This window comes from Pedobacter westerhofensis, from assembly GCF_900182595.1.
In the GTDB taxonomy this organism is placed as follows: Bacteria; Bacteroidota; Bacteroidia; order Sphingobacteriales; family Sphingobacteriaceae; genus Pedobacter; species Pedobacter westerhofensis.
Map to the genome: position 1 here is coordinate 359,088 of NZ_FXTN01000002.1, position 17,620 is coordinate 376,707.

At 45.6% G+C, this 17,620-nt stretch carries 10 protein-coding genes and 1 pseudogene; 9 read left to right on the forward strand and 2 right to left on the reverse strand.

All coding sequences use genetic code 11. The annotated features are described in order from the left end of the window. Nucleotides 1-51: 51 nt before the first annotated feature. Nucleotides 52-423 carry a c-type cytochrome gene (locus FN831_RS28055; protein ID WP_317132076.1) on the reverse strand — a complete coding sequence of 124 codons (372 nt, stop codon included), beginning with the start codon at nt 421-423 and terminating at the stop codon, nt 52-54. Nucleotides 424-432: 9 nt separating this feature from the next. Continuing rightward, nucleotides 433-1,467: pseudogene (locus tag FN831_RS04315) on the reverse strand (PQQ-dependent sugar dehydrogenase); the annotation flags it as partial. A gap of 190 nt (nt 1,468-1,657) precedes the next feature. On the opposite strand from FN831_RS04315, the gene FN831_RS04320 reads away from it, so the two are divergent. The 9 genes from FN831_RS04320 to FN831_RS04360 all read left to right on the forward strand — a co-directional run bounded on the left by FN831_RS04320 (nt 1,658) and on the right by FN831_RS04360 (nt 17,568). Then, nucleotides 1,658-4,012 (forward strand): alpha-L-rhamnosidase-related protein, encoded by a 2,355-nt coding sequence (locus FN831_RS04320; RefSeq protein WP_142526985.1) that lies wholly within the window; start codon nt 1,658-1,660, stop codon nt 4,010-4,012. Nucleotides 4,013-4,180: 168 nt separating this feature from the next. Next, nucleotides 4,181-7,312, forward strand: a complete 3,132-nt coding sequence (locus FN831_RS04325; protein WP_142526986.1) for a SusC/RagA family TonB-linked outer membrane protein — start codon at nt 4,181-4,183, stop codon at nt 7,310-7,312. A gap of 10 nt (nt 7,313-7,322) precedes the next feature. Further along, a complete protein-coding gene (locus FN831_RS04330) occupies nt 7,323-8,813 on the forward strand; it encodes a RagB/SusD family nutrient uptake outer membrane protein (protein WP_142526987.1) in 1,491 nt (496 codons plus the stop codon). A 71-nt stretch (nt 8,814-8,884) separates the two neighbouring features. Further along, nucleotides 8,885-11,212: a GH92 family glycosyl hydrolase gene (locus tag FN831_RS04335; protein ID WP_142526988.1), complete on the forward strand. Its 2,328-nt coding sequence runs from the start codon at nt 8,885-8,887 to the stop codon at nt 11,210-11,212. A 29-nt stretch (nt 11,213-11,241) separates the two neighbouring features. After that, entirely contained in the window at nt 11,242-12,633 is a 1,392-nt protein-coding gene (locus FN831_RS04340) for an SGNH/GDSL hydrolase family protein (RefSeq protein ID WP_142526989.1), read from the forward strand. A 17-nt stretch (nt 12,634-12,650) separates the two neighbouring features. Beyond that, nucleotides 12,651-13,004, forward strand: coding sequence for an alpha/beta hydrolase-fold protein (locus FN831_RS04345; protein WP_142526990.1), 354 nt, complete (start codon nt 12,651-12,653; stop codon nt 13,002-13,004). 58 nt (nt 13,005-13,062) lie between these two features. After that, complete coding sequence (fucP, locus tag FN831_RS04350; protein ID WP_142526991.1) at nt 13,063-14,286, forward strand: L-fucose:H+ symporter permease; 1,224 nt, start codon at nt 13,063-13,065, stop codon at nt 14,284-14,286. A 96-nt stretch (nt 14,287-14,382) separates the two neighbouring features. Next, nucleotides 14,383-15,405 (forward strand): LacI family DNA-binding transcriptional regulator, encoded by a 1,023-nt coding sequence (locus FN831_RS04355; protein ID WP_246101336.1) that lies wholly within the window; start codon nt 14,383-14,385, stop codon nt 15,403-15,405. Nucleotides 15,406-15,480: 75 nt separating this feature from the next. Further along, the gene (locus FN831_RS04360) at nt 15,481-17,568 is read left to right on the forward strand and encodes a CehA/McbA family metallohydrolase domain-containing protein (RefSeq protein ID WP_142526993.1); all 2,088 of its coding nucleotides are present in this window, start codon (nt 15,481-15,483) and stop codon (nt 17,566-17,568) included. Nucleotides 17,569-17,620 lie beyond the last annotated feature (52 nt).

Genomic DNA, 17,620 nt, shown 5'->3' on the forward strand with positions numbered 1-17,620 from the left:
AGTTTATTTCGATGGTTTTTGGGATTAAATCTGATTTCAGCATGTCAGAAACTATTTCTGCGCTCTGGCAAGAATGAAATCTGCAAGCTGATCAATTTCCTGTTTGCTGATCGCACCGTTCCAGGCGGGCATTCCCTTTTCTATGATACCCCCGGTTATATTTTTTACAATTGATCTTTTATCCCCTCCATGTAAAAAGGCATTCTTCACAAATCCTTTGGCCGTAGCTGTGCCCTGCAATTGATCACCATGACAGGAGGCACAAAGTTGCTGATAGATCGCCGCAACAGAAGTAGGTCTTTTAGTCTGCCTGGACGCCAGTGGTACCTTCTGCGTTGTCAGCAGCATTTTACCGGAGGGCCGCATGCGCAAAATCATGTCATCATGGGCATCACGCGGATGGCCTTCTCCCGGATCATGCATAGAGGTAGAGAAATAAATATATCCATCAGGACCTGTCACCAGCGATCTGATTCTTCCATATTTATTTTTGAGCAGCAGCACCTGATTACTGATCTGCTGGTTCCTGACCGTTAAATCCAGTATCGATTCTCCGCGGAGACAGGCGATCATCAGTTTGCCCTTTAGCTGCGGAAACTGCGATCCATTGTAAAACATGACTTCTCCCGGGCCGATAGATGGTGTATACTATACCAAAGGGGATTCCATACCGGCTTGCCTGTCATCGTGGTGAACTCCCGGCCATCCGTAGTTTGCACCTTTTCTGATCAGGTTGACCTCATCGCCGCCCGTTGGTCCGTGCTCCGATTCATATAGCAGCCCCGTACCTGGCTGGAAAGCTATTCCCTGCGGATTCCTGTGTCCGTAAGACCAAATCTCTTTGCGGGCAGTATCATTGTTGAAAAATGGATTGTCTCCCGGAACACTGCCATCAGCATTCACACGCAAAATCTTTCCATTGTAAGCTTTCAGGTCCTGCGCAAGTATCGCCTGATCGGCGTCTCCTGTGGTGATGTACAGCTTTTTGTCGGGGCCAAATACCAGTCTGCATCCCGTATGGTTCTGGTTCGCGGGGATGTCTTTCAATATTGTCAGCGGATTGGTCAGGGTATCATTGCGTAACTCATATCTTACAATACGGAGCTTCATACTGTTTTCGAGCAGGTAATTACTGGCCAGGTAGACCTGTCTGTTGATGCTGAACCGGGGATGTAAGCAAAGCCCGAGCGCACCGGTTTTATTTCTGAGTACCACATCATTAAGATTGAAAACGGGTCTGGAGATCAGCTTGTTGTTCCTGATGATCCTGACACGGCCTTCTCTTTCCGTGAAAAGGATGCTTTTATCGGGCAGGAAAACAATCTGCCATGGAACCCTGAGGTTTTCCGCTACGGTATCAATCTGAAAGCCATCAGATGCGGGATTTGAGTCCCTGTGGTTTGTGAAGGAGAAGCTGAATATGACGATCATGGTCAGAAGAAGTAGTAAGTATCCTGTTTTTCTCATAGCGCAAATCCCATTTTAGTTCTAAGATATGAAATAGTACCTGATAAAAAGCAACCGAAGGATCAGGATTTCTACGATACATCATCAGGATTTCTGCGATACATTATGACATATCTATTTTTTGCTAAACCGATTTCTTTTTGCCTGATCGATATTATATCGTATAATTGTTTTACCAAATGTATTCGTGATGAAAACTTTCTATACGCTTTTAGCAATTGTTGCTGGCCTTTTGCCAATTGTTCCTCCACAGCAGATCATGGCTGCAGTCATCGCACCAAAACAGTGGAATGCTCAATGGATATCGGTACCGGGAGATAATGGCAAGTCGTATGGCGTATTTAACTTTCGCAAAAGCCTTGAGGTAAAAGATCAACCGCATCAGTTTGTGGTTCATATCTCTGCCGATAACCGCTACAAGCTCTATGTGAACAACAAACTGGTCTCTCTGGGGCCTGCCAGGGGCGATAGCTACTATTGGAATTACGAGACCGTAGATATTGCCCCGTATCTTGCCAAAGGAAAAAATATTGTAGCCGCCCTGGTCTGGAACGAAGCTGAGGACCGTCCTGAAGCACAGATCAGTGTACGGACCGGCCTGATCATACAGGGGAATGCTGCGGCGGAGGAAATATTAAATACAAACAGCAGCTGGAAGTGCTTCCGGGATCCGGGGCGTTTCCCTGTTCCGGGCTATTTTTTCGCCGCCAGTAAAGGCGAAATGGTAGATATGAATGTTGCAGTCAACTCCAACTGGACCAGCCTTGAATTTGATGACACGAAATGGCCGGACGCTGTAAAAATCGCCGACGGAAAAATAAAGGGTACAGCCTGGGGTGTGGACTGGGCATTGGTGCCTTCTTCACTTCCGGCAAGGGAGATGACGTATCAGCGCCTCATAAAGCTTCGTCGTGCTGAAGGGCTTGTCATCCCTGCTAACTTTCCTGCAGCAAAAGCTGCCATAACCGTTCCCGCGCATACAACGGCCTCCATACTCCTTGATCAGACCTTTCTCACCAATGCCTATCTGACCTTAAATTTTAGCACTGGAAAAAATGCAGGAATTTCCATTGGATATGCAGAATCCCTGTATGAAAAAAACACTAAAGGAACCCGGAAGGGAAACCGCGATTCGGTAGCAGGAAAAGAATTTATTGGCAGAATAGACAGCCTAATTAGTGATGGAAGCAAAGATCAGCGTTTTACCACGCTGAATTTTCGCACATACCGGTATATCAGGATTTTTATCCATACGGAAAATGATCCGCTGGTGATCGACGATCTTTATGGTACTTTTACGGGATATCCCTTTAAACGAAGGGCATCAATCAGTTCCGGGTATCCGGAAATCAACCAGCTGCTTGACATTGGCTGGCGTACAGCAAGATTGAACGCATGGGAAACGTATACAGATTGCCCATACTATGAACAGCTGCAGTACATTGGTGATACCCGTATTCAGGCGCTGGTATCCTACTATAATACCGATGATATCCGCCTGGCGCGCAATGCACTTAATCAGATTGACCATTCGCGATTGCCCGAAGGTGTAACTCACAGCTGTTACCCCTCAAAAGGTACACAGGTAATATCTACATTCTCCTTGTGGTACATTGGAATGCTCCACGATTACTGGATGTACAGGGGGGATAACACTTTTATAAAGAACAAACTACAGGGGGAGCGGGGAGTGCTGGATTTTTTTAGTAAGTACCAGCAGGCAGACGGTTCGTTAAAAGATACGCCGTACTGGGCTTTTGTAGACTGGGCAGGCAATATGTGGGGCGAGGTAAAAGGCAAAGACGGGAGCGCCGCGATCTATGATCTTCAGCTCCTGATGGCTTACCAGTGGGCGGCAGAAATGGAAGCCAAAACAGGTATACAGGATTATGCCCGCCTATACACTAAGAAAGCTGCCCAGCTAAAGCATACGATAAGACGTAAATATTGGGACCAGGGCAAAAATCTTTTTGCAGATACAAAAGAGAAAACAGGATTCTCGCAGCATGTAAATTCCCTGGCTATCCTTTCCGGCGTTGCGCAGGGTACAGAAAAGCTGAAAATTGCCCGGAAGATGCTCTCCGATACAAGTCTCACACAATGTTCAGTATATTTTAAGTATTATTTGAACCAGGCCCTGGTTAAAGCAGGCCTGGGGGATGATTATCTTAATTGGCTGGCCGTATACCGCCAGAACATAGCGATGGGCCTTACCACCTGGGCAGAATACTCTGATATCAATTCTTCCCGTTCTGATTGCCACGCATGGGGAGCAAGCCCAAATATTGAGTTTTTCAGGACGTTGCTGGGCATTGACAGCTATGCTCCGGGATTCAGGAAAATCAAAGTAGAGCCTCATCTGGGCAGCATCAAAAAGATCAGCGGGGAGATGCCTCATCCTGACGGCAAAATCACGGTAAATTATATATTGGAAAAAGGAAAATGGAATATCGCCGTCAGCTTGCCAGGCGGTACTGACGGTATACTGGTTTGGAAAGCCAGGCAATATCCATTGAAAGCTGGTAATAACCATTTTATGCTGTAATGTTCCCTAGATAAAAAAAGCTTAAAAATTTGTAATTGAAATATATTCTTATATTTTTGCTAAACCGATTTATAATTCTTCAATAGCCTATAGTCTCTAATGTCTAAAATGAGACTATTTTTTGGAGAGGTTGCTAAATCGATATCTTATATAACCAAATTATAAACTATGAAAGTACAGCTTTACACAAAAAAAGCAGGGTTGAGTCCTGTTTCGCTTTTTTCGTATCATTGTGTGTTTGGGCTTCTGCTGGTATGTACTGCCGCTGCTCCGGCCTACAGTATCTCCAGAAATGACAGCAAGACTAAATTCAGTTTCAGGATAATCGCAGTAGCGGATATCACCGTAAAGGGAACAGTAACGGATGAAAAGGGCCAGCCTTTGCCGGGAGCCTCCGTTAAACTCAAAAATGCTGCAGCGGGTACGGTTACTGATACCAATGGTAATTTCAGCCTGAATGTTCCTGATGCGGGAGCCGTTCTGCAGATCAGTTACACGGGCTACGAACTCCGGGAAGTCACAGCATCGGCAACTGCCTTAAAAGTACAGTTGCAGCCTAACAATAAAGTATTATCCGAAGTTGTTGTGGTTGGTTATGGTACTTCAAAAAAGGCAAACCTTACCACCGCAATCAGTTCTGTTAAAGGTGATGCTATTACTGAAAGGCCCACGACCTTAAATGTTTTGCAGGGGCTGGCGGGTAAAGCTGCAGGCGTGAACATCATGACCAATTCCGGAAAGCCGGGGGGTAATCCCGCAGTGAAAATCAGGGGTACGGGCTCCATCAATTCATCAAATTCGCCATTATATGTGGTAGATGGTGTAGTGGGGGCAGATCCCAATTCAATTGATCCCAGCATTGTTGCCTCGGTAGATATATACAAAGATGCGGGCTCAACTGCCATCTACGGATCCAGAGGAGCCAATGGCGTAATTGTGATTACCACCAAAACAGGCAATAAAAATACCTCAGATATCGCCTTTAACAATACAGTGAGCTTTGGTACCCTGCAGCATGAGATAGATCTGCTTGATGCTCCCGGTGCACTGGAAATGCTCAGAAGAGAATATGACTATGTTCCGGGAAGATTAGCTCCTCATCTTGACCCATCCAGCACTTTTGCGCGTAAAAATGAACTGTTCAATGCAGATGGTACGCCTAAGTACAATACAGACTGGCAAAAAGAAGCTACCCAGACCGCAATTTCACATCAGCATTCACTCACGTTTTCCGGAGGGAAGGACGACTTCAGCATACTGGCCAATATCTCCTATAAAAATAATGAGGGTATCATGCTCAACAGTTATGCGAAACAGATCAATGGCTATATCAATGTGGGTTGGGATGTAAAACCCTGGTTAAACCTGAAAGCCAGCTTAAATGTTGGTGGTTATCAATCGAACAATATCGAAGGAAATACCCTCGGTCTGAATGCTGTGAGAGAGATGTATGAGTTTTTGCCCTTTATGCCGGTACAGTATGCTGACGGTACATATTCCAGAAAAGGAGACTACCCTGGTGAAGAAGATTCAGAAAATCCGGTAAAACTGCTCAAAAATGTGAAAGATGTAACAGGCAGGATTTCTACCCTTGGCAATATTGTGGGCACTTTTCACCTGGCTAAACATCTGAATTTTGTGAGTTCTTTCAGCGGTCAGCTCAATTCAAACTATGAGAATTATTTTGCCGGAAACGATGTTTTCGGCGTATCCCAGCAGCAGGGTGGAGTTGCCCAGCGTGCCAATACGCTCAACTCCGTATGGAGCAATGAAGACTACTTCTCGTATGACAATACCTTTGGGAAACACCATGTGAATGCGATACTGGGTGCCAGCTGGTATGATTATATTACTTCTGCCACAAAAGCAGGATCAGAAAATTTCTTCGACAATACCTTCAGCTACAATAACCTCGGTGCAGGAACAGTGATTGAAACACCCTTCTCATCTCAGATCGAAAACCAGCTCAATTCATTTTATTCCCGCGTGAATTACGACTTTGACAACAAGTACCTGTTTGGTGCTTCGTTCAGGGCTGACGGAAGCTCTAAGTTCCGCGGAGACAATCTTTATGGTTATTTCCCTGCTTTCAATGCGGGCTGGCGTGTATCCAACGAGAGTTTCTTTGAAGGTTTGAAATCTGTCATCAGCGATTTAAAACTGAGGGGAAGTTACGGCCTGGTAGGTAACCAGGAGATCGGAAATTATCCTACAGTATCGCTTTACAACAGTACCCAATCCATCTTTAATCAAACAAAATCTGCAGCAGTAACGCTCTCCAGCTTTGGTAATCCGGATTTAAAATGGGAGAAATCAGCACAGCTGGATCTGGGTCTTGATATCGCTTTTCTCAACGGCCGTATAGAACTGAGTGGCGATTACTATAACAAGGTAACAAAAGACCTGATTTATTTTGTACAGCAGCCGGCAACCACTGGATATGGTGGCGCTTATAAAAACCTGGGTTCTATACGCAACAGGGGGATGGAACTTACCCTGAATACGCAAAACATTGTTGGCCGCGATTTTAAATGGAATTCCAGTATAAATTTCTCTGTCAACCGCTCAAAAGTCCTGGATATCAATCACGATATCATTTATCCATGGGGCGGACGTATAATTGAAGGAGGTCCCCTGAATGAATTTTTTGGTTATGTACGTGAAGGAGTGTGGACTGCCGACCAGGCTGCTGAAGCCGCTAAATTTGGTAGGAAACCGGGGGATGTCCGCTACGCAGACCTGAACAATAACGGAATGAAAGATGCCGGTGACCGCACCAACCTGGGTAATGCGATGCCAAAATGGGAAGGCAACTTTACCAATACATTTACCTACAAAAATATCTCCCTCTTTGTGGATCTTGAGGCGATGTATGGCAACAAACTGCTCAACCTTACCAGGTTTATCATGACAGGGTCTACGCCTAATGTAAACAGCTACAGCGAAATCCTCGGAGCTTATACACCGCAAAATCAAAATTCAAACATTGCACAGCTGCGCCTGTCTACGGACTCATTTTCGGATAATGAGGTGGCTGACAGCCATTATATTGAAAACGGTTCATTCCTGCGCGTAAGGAACATCGCATTGAACTACCGCTTTAATAAAGATCTGCTGAAAAAGATCAAGCTGTCCAATCTGTCGGTAGGTGTAAATGTGGAGAATGCCTTTCTCTTTACAAAGTATAAAGGATATGATCCCGAAGCTACTTCCTTTGATGCTTCGCTCAACCAGGGGGTAGATGTATATCAATATCCTAAGCCCCGCACCATCGCACTGAGTATTAACGCCAACTTTTAATCTGTCAGCCATGAAAAAAATATATCTCTCCCTCATCATCATCCTTACACTGAGTTCATCATGTAAGAAGTTTCTGGAAGAAAAAACAACCGGGGTTTTAACTCCTGATAATTATTACAACAATTCTGCACAGATCAGGGCAGCAGTAAATGGTGCCTACCTGGGCTTAAACAGTCCGTTTACGACTACCATTGGTGTAGCCGTAAGCCCAGTGTTTAGCCTGGAGTATATCACAGGTTATTGCCAGCGGCCAAGGCCAAGCGGAAATGAAGATAACCAGTTTATTCAGCTGACGGGGATCGACCAGGCGAATGCCGCTTTGCAGACCTGGTGGACAGCCGGCTATTACCCGATTGAAAACTGTAACAGCATCATCGCCAATGTGGGCAAAACCAGTGTGGTATCTGCTATTGAAAGGGATAACTTCCTGGCCGAAGCGTATTTTCTGCGGGCATACTATTACTTTCAGCTGGTTAGATTATATGGTAGGGTACCCCTGAAAACAGAGCCCACTACAAGCTTGGAAAACACCCAGCTGGAACGCGCTCCCATAGCAGACATTTACAATCAGATCGTAGCTGACCTTAGTGCAGCCGAAAAGGCTAACTTGCCATGGACCGATAAAACAGGGCACGTTTCGCAGGGAGCGATAAAATCTTTGCTGTCTAAAGTTTATATTACCATGGCCGGTTATCCGCTGAATAAAGGGCAGGCCTATTTCCAGAAAGCTTACGATAAAGCCAGCGAGGTCATTCAAAGTGGCCAGTTCAGCCTGTTCACAAATTACAGTGATTTGCGTAATCCATCCAATTACAACGCTGGCGAACATATTTTTATGATTCAGCATGATGAAACAACGATTTCCAACATTCTGCATTTTTCGCTGATGCCATATCCTGAACTGCCCATCAGCATCCAGCCTTCATACAGTGGCGCAATGGCACCTGCGTTATCTTTTTATAATTCATATGATCCGGCTGATCAGAGAATAAAAGAACAGAATTATTATTATACACAGCATGCTCAGTACGGGAATGCCTCCAATATTATAAAATTGCCCATGCCATACATTTATAAATACTGGAACGACCAGGCAGAAATCAGCGGCAGGGACGGTTCCAACTTTCCTCTGATCAGATATGCTGATATTTTACTGATTTGTGCTGAGGCAAGTGCCAGCGCAAACGGCAGCAGTACTTCAGATCCGGTGGCTGTGGCCGCTTATAACAAAGTACATCAGCGGGCTTTTCCCGCCGCGGTTGCTGCCAGCAGTGTGCAGCTCAATGATATTTTAAAAGAACGCTACTGGGAACTGGCATTTGAATTTCAGACCTGGTACGATATGCAGCGCACCCGTAAGGCTTTTGATGTTGATCAGAAGACCATTGTAAACCTGATTGGGTACAAGGCCCCGCTACATAGCCGCGCATTTACAGAATCAGATCTGTTGTGGCCGATTCCATTGAATGAGGTACAGAAAGATCCGAATCTGGGGAAATAACTGCCGACATCTTTACAGGAAGATAAAATTGCTATCTTCCTGTTTGAACTCCATACGAAATAAGAAAAATAATGTTGATTAAAAGACCACGATACTGTACCATTTTGGCGCTTGTCATTTCAGTTTTGTTTGCTGACGCTGTAAATGCGCAGGATGCAGCATCCTATATCAATCCTTTTATCGGGGCCAGCAGCAGCGCCTCTGCCGCAGGTATTTACCATGGCCTTGGCAAAACTTTTCCGGGGGCCACCACGCCTTATGGAATGGTGCAACTTAGCCCGAATACCATCACCGGAGGCGATAATGGTTCCGGGTACAGCTATGAGCATAAAAGTATAGAGGGCTTTGCCTTCACTCAGATGAGCGGTATTGGCTGGTTTGGAGATATGGGAAATTTTCTGGTAATGCCTGCCGCAGGGCCGTTGAAAACCAGCGCGGGCACCTTGGAACATCCTGATGGCGGATACAGATCGGCCTACCTTAAAACAACTGAAAAAGCTTCTGCGGGATATTACAGCGTGCTGCTGTCAGATCATCAGATTAAAGCCGAGATGACGGCTGCAGCACACAGTGGTATCCTGCGCTTTACCTATCCTAAAAATAGCCGGTCCAGAATCCAGATTGACTTGGCAAGGCGGGTGGGCGGTACCTCAACATTACAATCTGTAAAAGTTGTAAATGCCAATACCATTGAAGGATGGATGAAATGCACTCCTGAAGGCGGCGGCTGGGGCAATGGAGATGGGCAGGCGGATTACACGGTTTATTTCTATGCGCAATTCAGCAAGCCGCTTAAAAACTTTGGTATCTGGAGCGCTGACATCAAAGAAGGACAAAGCCGCAAGCGTGAGGACATAGAAAGCGCTGCTTATCAAAGTATTGTTGCCAGTTCTGCAGTCTTTAAAGGTCTCAGAGACAAGGAGGGGAAACATCTGGGTTTTTATGCCGACTTTGAAACTGATGCAAATGAGCAGGTATTATTTAAATCCGGTATTTCATATGTCAGCATTGCCGGCGCTAAAAAGAACCTCCTTGCTGAAATCAAAGACTGGAATTTTGATGCTGTGCGGCAGCGCGCTGTGAAATCATGGAATACGGCCCTGGCAAAAGTGAATATCGCGGGAGGTACACCGGAACAGCGGACGGTCTTTTATACTGCCATGTACCATACCATGATTGATCCCAGGATTGTTACTGATGTTGATGGCCAGTACTTTGGAGGAGATCAGAAAGCACACCATCCTGCTTCTTTCCGCAAACGTACCATATTCAGCGGCTGGGATGTTTTTCGCAGCCAGATGCCGCTGCAAACAATCATCAACCCTTCGCTGGTAAATGATGTGATTAATTCACTGGTCACACTGGCCGCCGAGAAGAACAAAAACTATCTGGAACGCTGGGAACTGCTCAATGCTTATAGCGGCTGTATGTTTGGCAATCCTGCGGTATCTGTCATCACAGATGCCTATGCAAAAGGTATCCGTAATTTTGATGTGGCAAAAGCCTATGCACTTTCAGTAGGTTCTGTTGAAAAGTTTGGCAATGGAGAGCGCGGTTTTACGCCTGGTTCCAACAGCATCGCGCTTACACTTGAATACGCGTACGCTGAGTGGTGCGTTTCCAGGCTTGCTGCCTGGTTAAAACATCCGGCAGATGCTTCCAAATATGCCGCCCGGAGTGAGGATTACCGCAATATTTTTGATCCGGAAAAAGGCTGGTTCCGTCCCAGGAATGAGGACGGTCAATGGGCTGCATGGCCAGCTGCGGGCCGGCTTACCCAGTGGTATGGCACTTTCGAAACCAACCCTTACCAGCAGGGCTGGTTTGTGCCACATGATGTTGAGGGAATGGCGAAACTGATGGGCGGGAAGGAAAAAACCATAGCCGACCTGAACCAGCTGTTCGAAAAAACACCAGATAATATGATGTGGAACGATTATTACAATCAGGCCAATGAGCCGGTGCACCATGTGCCTTTCCTTTACAACCGTTTGGGCAACCCCTGGCTTACCCAGAAATGGACCCGGGAGATATGCCGCAGGGCTTACAGGAATGGGGTAGAGGGCCTGGTGGGCAACGAAGATGTTGGACAGATGTCTGCCTGGTATGTGCTGGCGGCTGCCGGCCTGCATCCTGTTTGCCCGGGTGATACGCGCCAGGAAATCACAAGCCCCGTATTTAACAAGGTGACATTCCGGTTAGATCCCCTTTATGCTCCGGGCCGGACTTTCACTATTGTAGCTAAAAACAATTCAGACAAAAATACATACATCCGCAGCGCCAGGCTCAATGGAAAGGTGTACAACAAATGTTATATCGATTTTAAAGATATCGCTGCCGGAGGCGTCCTGGAGTTAACCATGTCGCCCATCCCCAACAAAAGCTGGGGTATTAAATGAACCCTTTAATCATACCTAAATGTAAAATCATGAAGAAACTTTTTTTTATACTGATAAGCAGCATCGGATTTCTTCCGATGGCAAACGCACAAAGTGTAGCGCCTTTTAAAGCGGGCGACCGTGTGGTTTTTGTAGGTAACAGTATTACTGATGGCGGGCATTATCATTCCTACATCTGGCTGTACTATATGACACACTTCCCCAATATGCGGATTACGTGTTTTAATGCAGGTGTAGGCGGCGATGTGATCGGGCAGATTGCGGACCGCTTTGATGCAGATGTGCTCTCCCGCAACCCGACGGTACTTACCCTCACCTGGGGCATGAACGACAGCGGTTACTTTGAGTGGACTGGTGCAGAGGGGCAACAGACTTTTGATAAAAAAATGATCAGCACCTATCAGACCTACGCGCTGCTCGAGAACCGTTTGAAACAAAAACCGGCTATCAGGACTATTCTGATAGGGGGCTCACCATATGATGAGACAACCAAATTCACAAAGAATAATATCTACCCGCACAAAAGTGCGGCACTGGCTTCTATTGTCTCTCATCAGGAACAATCTGCAAAGAATAACCACTGGGGTTTTGTAGATTTCTTTCATCCGATGACAGAAATAAATAAACGGGAACAACTGAAAGATTCAACATTCAGCCTTACCCCCAATGACAGGGTGCATCCGGATAATGATGGACACCTGGTAATGGCCTCCATCTTCTTAAAGGCGCAGGGCCTGGATCATCAGGTAGTGGCTGATATGAAACTGAATGCTTCAGGCAATAAGATTGAAAAGGCTGTAAACTGCGCAATAACCCATGTCGCAGGATCTGCAAACAGCTTAAGCTTCGACTACCTGGGCCGTTCATTGCCCTATCCGCTGGATACAGTGGCACGCGGCTGGGGTAACCGTAAACCTCAGTCGGCCGCATTGAAAGTGATTCCCTTTACTAAAGAATTTAACCAGGAATTGCTTGCCGTGAAAAATTTGAAAAGTGGAAACTACCGCCTGATGATTGATGGTGAGGAAATCGGGCGCTGGTCTGCAAAGCAATTTTCTGAAGGTATCAACCTGGCTGAACTCACTGAAACGCCGCAATACCAGCAGGCTATTCAAATCCGGGAGCTCAATGAGGAGCGATGGGATATTGAACGCCGCCTGCGTATGTACATTTGGATGCAGTATGACTTTCTGAAAGGAAAGGGACTGTTGTATAAAGACAATACAGCGGCTATGGACAGCGTGAAGAAATACGCCCTGAAGGACATGTTTGTCAACGGCAATAAAGACAACTACAGCCGTGCCCGGTACAAAAGCCTGCGTGATGCCTGGCAAAAAGAGATGGATGTACTGACCGAACAGATCTATGCGATCAATAAACCGGTAACGCATCACATCGAAATCTCAGCGATCAGTAAATAAGATAGAAAATCAGGAATATGATTACAAAACAAATTACTCTGGCTGTGTTCCTGTCTTTCGGATTGTATTTTCAAACGAAGGCCGCTACTGTAGATACTGTAGTGACACATAGTGCAGCAATGCATAAAGATATTAAAGCAGTGGTAATTGAACCCTCTGGTTATAATGCAGCAAAAAAAATACCGGTGATTTACTTACTGCATGGTTTCAGCGGTAATTATGGCGACTGGATCAATAAGGTGCCTGCTATCAAAGATCTGGCCGACCAGTATCAGGTAGGCCATACCTGGGACTACTGGGCCAATTCCATTTTTTACCATTTCCTGTTTTTCAGCAAGTACTTTAAAGCTGCTGCTGAAAAAGAGCGTTAGATTTCAATAAAATGAACATTTGAGTTATCTTGGGTAACCAAATTATAAGCCGCTCCTGATGGATGTTAAACCCAAGTTTACCGAACGTAAGTATTTGTTGATCTTATTAACCATGGCCATACTATTCCTGTTGTGGGGATTGGCACTAACGCTGGGCGATGTATTAAACAAACATTTTCAAAACGTACTCCATGTGTCAAAATCGCGTTCAGCATTGGTACAGCTATCAATGTTTGGGGCTTACGCCGTAATGGGCATTCCGGCAGGACTATTTATGAGAAAGTTCGGTTACAAAAATGGGCTGATGCTTGGCCTTTTTTTATATGCTGCAGGCGCATTTTTGTTTATTCCCGCTGCCAATACGGCTTCATTTAATTTCTTCAGGCTCGCCTTATTTATTCTTGCCTGCGGTCTGGCAACCCTGGAAACTGTAGCACATCCCCTTGTAGCCGCCTTGGGAGACCAGCGGACCAGCGACCAGCGGATTAACTTTGCCCAGGCTTTTAATGGCCTTGGAGGAGTAATTGGCCCTCTGATAGGCAGTTACTTTATTCTGAAAGCTGGCCAGGAGCATTCCAGCGACCTGGTGTCAGTGAAGCACCTGTACATTGGTATAGGGACAGTAATTTTTTTGATAGGGATTGCCCTCACATTTCTTAAAATACCGCCGCTCCTGCACAACGCCCATGCTGCAACCGGAGCATCAATGCCCGAAGGCAAAACTGTTAAGAAACTGTTTGCACACAAACACTTTGCTTTTGCCGTTGTTGCGCAATTGTTTAATGTGGCCGCACAAGGCGGAACCTGGGCTTACTTTGTCAATTACGGACACGAAATCATGCATTTCAGCGATGAGAAGGCGGGATATTTCTTTTCGCTGAGCATGGTGATGATGGTGGGGGGCCGTACGGCGGGCACCCTGATCATGCGTTATGTAGCGCCGCATAAGCTGCTGGCAGGCTTTGCATTATGTAATATCCTGATGTGCCTGATTGTGGCACAGGGCTTTGGCTGGATATCATTCATTGCATTACTCTTTATCAATTTCTTTTTCAGTATTATGTTCCCCACGATATTCAGTCTGGGGCTGAAAAATATGGGCAGCCAAACACAGCAAGCCTCATCATTTATTGTGATGGGGGTAGTAGGGGGCGGAATATTTCCGCCGCTAATGGGGCTCATTGCCAACCACAATATAGCCAGTGCCTATTACCTGCCTATCATATGTTATACAGTTATATTTTTGTTTGGCTATACTTATGAAAAGATAAAACCATTATAAGAACCGGGGATAATCAGAAGATAGTAAACCGATTTAAAAGTAGTATAGGGGTTATTTAATAATAAATATGTTTTACCTTTGATCATAAAACAGCAATTGAAAAAAATATCAATAGCGGATATCGCCCGTGAGCTACATGTCTCAAAAACTACAGTATCGTTTATCCTAAACGGCCGCGCTGAAGAAAAACGGATCGGCAGGGAAGTTGTTGAACGGGTGCAAAAATTTATAGAGGAGGTAGGATACAGGCCTAATCCCCTTGCACAAAGCTTGCGCACGGGTAAGTCGAACATTATTGCATTGATGGTAGAAGATATTTCAAACCCTTTCTTTGCTTCTATTGCCCGTTTAATTGAAGACCGTGCCTATAAAAATGGATATAAAATTATTTATTGCAGCACGGATAATGATCCCGCAAAAACCCGCGATCTGATCAGTATGTTTCGTGAAAGGCATGTTGATGGTTACATTATTGCTCCGCCGGAAGGTATAGAGGATGAAATCAGTGCTTTAATGAAGGCAAAGATGCCTGTGGTATTGTTTGACAGACATTTGAATGATGTTAAAACTGATCTGGTTGAGATCGACAATATGTTCAGCACGTATAATGCCACAAAACATCTTACTGAGCAGGGCTTCAAAAAGATCGCCTACGTAACCTTTTCCTCAAACCAGTCGCAAATGCTGGCCCGTCTTGACGGATACAATAAAGCGCTTGAAGAAAGCGGTTACAAACCTTTTGTGAAAGAAATAGCTTTCAACCAAAACGACGACCTGATTATCGGCCCAATTACCGCCTTTCTCAAGAAAAACAAAAATCTTGATGCTGTTTTTTTTGGTACCAACCATGTGGGCACATGCGGACTACAGGTGATCACTGATCTGGGAATTCAGGTTCCTTCGGATCTTGCAGTAGTATCTTTTGATGACTATAATGTATTTAAAATGCATTCCCCACCTGTAACGGCGATCTCCCAGCCAATAGAAGCAATTGCAGACAATGTAATTACTGTATTATTAAACCGGTTAAATACTTCCTCTCAGCACATCAGTTCACAATCCATCGTTTTGAAAACCGATCTGCATATCAGGGGATCTTCCCTTAGAGCAGCGCAGTAACAAAGCTGATTGATTTCCTTTTGGGCTCCTTAATGAAAGCAGAATTCTGTAGTTTAGAAATTCATTCTACCAGATATGAACTTCAGAACTCTATTTTTGATGGCAGTCCTTGTGGCTTCAATAACCTGTTCGCAGGCCCAGGTCAAGCTGGATGCCAGGCTGTTTAAAAATAACGGCGAAGCAAAAGTCACCCGGGAAAATCAATTGGTTGAAATTACATGGCCTACAGGTAACGCACAGTTTGGAAAAGTGCAATTTGATCTGTCTTCCGCTGCTCCCTTGTTCAGGCGAATCTCCTTAGGCACAAAAACGGAATCTGTTACGGTATCGGAAGGACTGGATCCCGTATTTTTGCTCAGCATAGGCAGGCGCGATCTGGTATCTCAGAACGGATGGAACATATTTTTTGATAAGGTGCCTTTGAAACCTTTTAAGATGTTCCCGGTTGTGCTTAAAAAAGATTCAATTTCTGTTGAAAGTACAGGCAGCCGGACAGTAGTCAGGATTGGAAAGCTTACTGCGGACCACTTTACCGGTGTCCTGGAGGTTACCTTTTATAATGGAAGTCCGCTGATTAATATCGCTGCTGTGATGTCTACCCAGGCTGATGCGACCGCGATTGTATATGATGCGGGACTGGTCAGCAAAGTGCAAAAGTGGGAACAACTGTCATGGATCAATACAGAAGATTCATTGATGTCTTCTGCGGTTAAATATACCGACAGTGCCCATAATCTGGCTGTCAAGTACCGAAGTATCGCTGTTCAGGGCAAGACGGGGAGCATTGCCGTTTTCCCGGCACCCCATCAGTATTTTTATCCGCTTGATGAAGCGTTTAACCTCAGGTTTATCTGGTCTGGGAAGAATTACCGGAATAGTGTACCGGAATATGGGATCGGCATCCGCCAGGAGCTGCAGGGTGATCAGCGTTATGTGCCCTGGTTTAACGCCCCGCCGGGAACACAGCAACGTCTCAACTTCTTCTGCCTGCTCAGCAGAAAGGATAATGCTGATGCCTTAAATGCAGTAAAGAAATTTACCAATGCTGACCGGTATGCCGCTATACCGGGGTTTAAAACCATGTCCAGCCATTTTCATAATGAATTTATCATGAAGGTAGTACTGGCTAATCAGCCAGTACCGGATAAACCGGAGTTTGTAGAGGTGTTTAAGAGGATGGGAGTGGACATTGTCCACCTTGGGGAATTTCATTATACTGCGCATCCTCAGGGGCCTGATTCGTTACGCCTCAACGAACTGAAAGCCTTGTTTGAACAATGCCGGCGCTTATCTGGCAGCGACTTCCTGTTGCTGCCCGGCGAAGAACCCAATGAGTTTTTTGGGGGGCATTGGCTGCAGATCTTTCCCAAACCTGTGTATTGGGTGATGTCGCGCAGCAGCAGCCAGCCTTTTGTAGAGCAAAAGCCGGGTTTTGGTAAGGTATACCATGTTGGCGACAAAACTGAGATGCTTAAATTACTGCAGGAAGAGCAGGGGCTTGCCTGGACGGCACATGCCCGTACCAAAGGTTCTGTGAATACCCCGGATGCTTATGCGCATGAAGATTTTTTCAAATCTGACCGATTTATGGGGGCTGCCTGGAAAGCGATGCCGGCAGATCTTTCACAGCCCCGGCTCGGTAAGCGTGTGCTTGATCTGATGGATGATATGAACAACTGGGGAGAAAAGAAAACGGTGATTGCAGAAGCTGACTTGTTTTCTATCACCCGGCAGAACGAGATGTACGCCCATATGAATGTGAATTACATGATGCTTGACCGTCTGCCCAAGTATGATAATGGTTGGAAAGCGTTGCTGAAGACCATGCAGCAGGGAAAATTCTTTAGCACCACCGGAGAAGTACTGATCCATGAACTGAAGGTAAACGGAAAGTTGAGCGGTGAAAGCGTCCTGTTAAACACAGCGGGTACAGCGGATGTCCGCTTAAAACTGAGCTGGACCTTTCCGCTGAACTTTATTGAGCTGATATCAGGTGACGGCAAAAAGGTATACCGCGAGAAAATTGACCTGAGGTATACCAAAGCTTACGGCACTGAACAGTTTAAGTTTCAGTCACGCCTAAAAGGCAGGAAGTGGATGCGCATTGAAGTTTGGGACGCTGCAGTAAACGGTGCCTTTAGCCAGACATTCTATTTGAAATAAAAAGCTTTAAACCTGGATTTACCGCTAATCACCGGCACAAGTTTGAACCTGT

Coding starts and splice junctions, on each gene's coding strand:
- fucP (WP_142526991.1), top strand. CDS start 13,063: ATGGATGTTAAACCCAAGTTTACCGAACGTAAGTATTTGTTGATCTTA.
- FN831_RS28055 (WP_317132076.1), bottom strand. CDS start 423: ATGCATGATCCGGGAGAAGGCCATCCGCGTGATGCCCATGATGACATG.
- FN831_RS04345 (WP_142526990.1), top strand. CDS start 12,651: ATGATTACAAAACAAATTACTCTGGCTGTGTTCCTGTCTTTCGGATTG.
- FN831_RS04325 (WP_142526986.1), top strand. CDS start 4,181: ATGAAAGTACAGCTTTACACAAAAAAAGCAGGGTTGAGTCCTGTTTCG.
- FN831_RS04330 (WP_142526987.1), top strand. CDS start 7,323: ATGAAAAAAATATATCTCTCCCTCATCATCATCCTTACACTGAGTTCA.
- FN831_RS04320 (WP_142526985.1), top strand. CDS start 1,658: ATGAAAACTTTCTATACGCTTTTAGCAATTGTTGCTGGCCTTTTGCCA.
- FN831_RS04360 (WP_142526993.1), top strand. CDS start 15,481: ATGAACTTCAGAACTCTATTTTTGATGGCAGTCCTTGTGGCTTCAATA.
- FN831_RS04335 (WP_142526988.1), top strand. CDS start 8,885: ATGTTGATTAAAAGACCACGATACTGTACCATTTTGGCGCTTGTCATT.
- FN831_RS04340 (WP_142526989.1), top strand. CDS start 11,242: ATGAAGAAACTTTTTTTTATACTGATAAGCAGCATCGGATTTCTTCCG.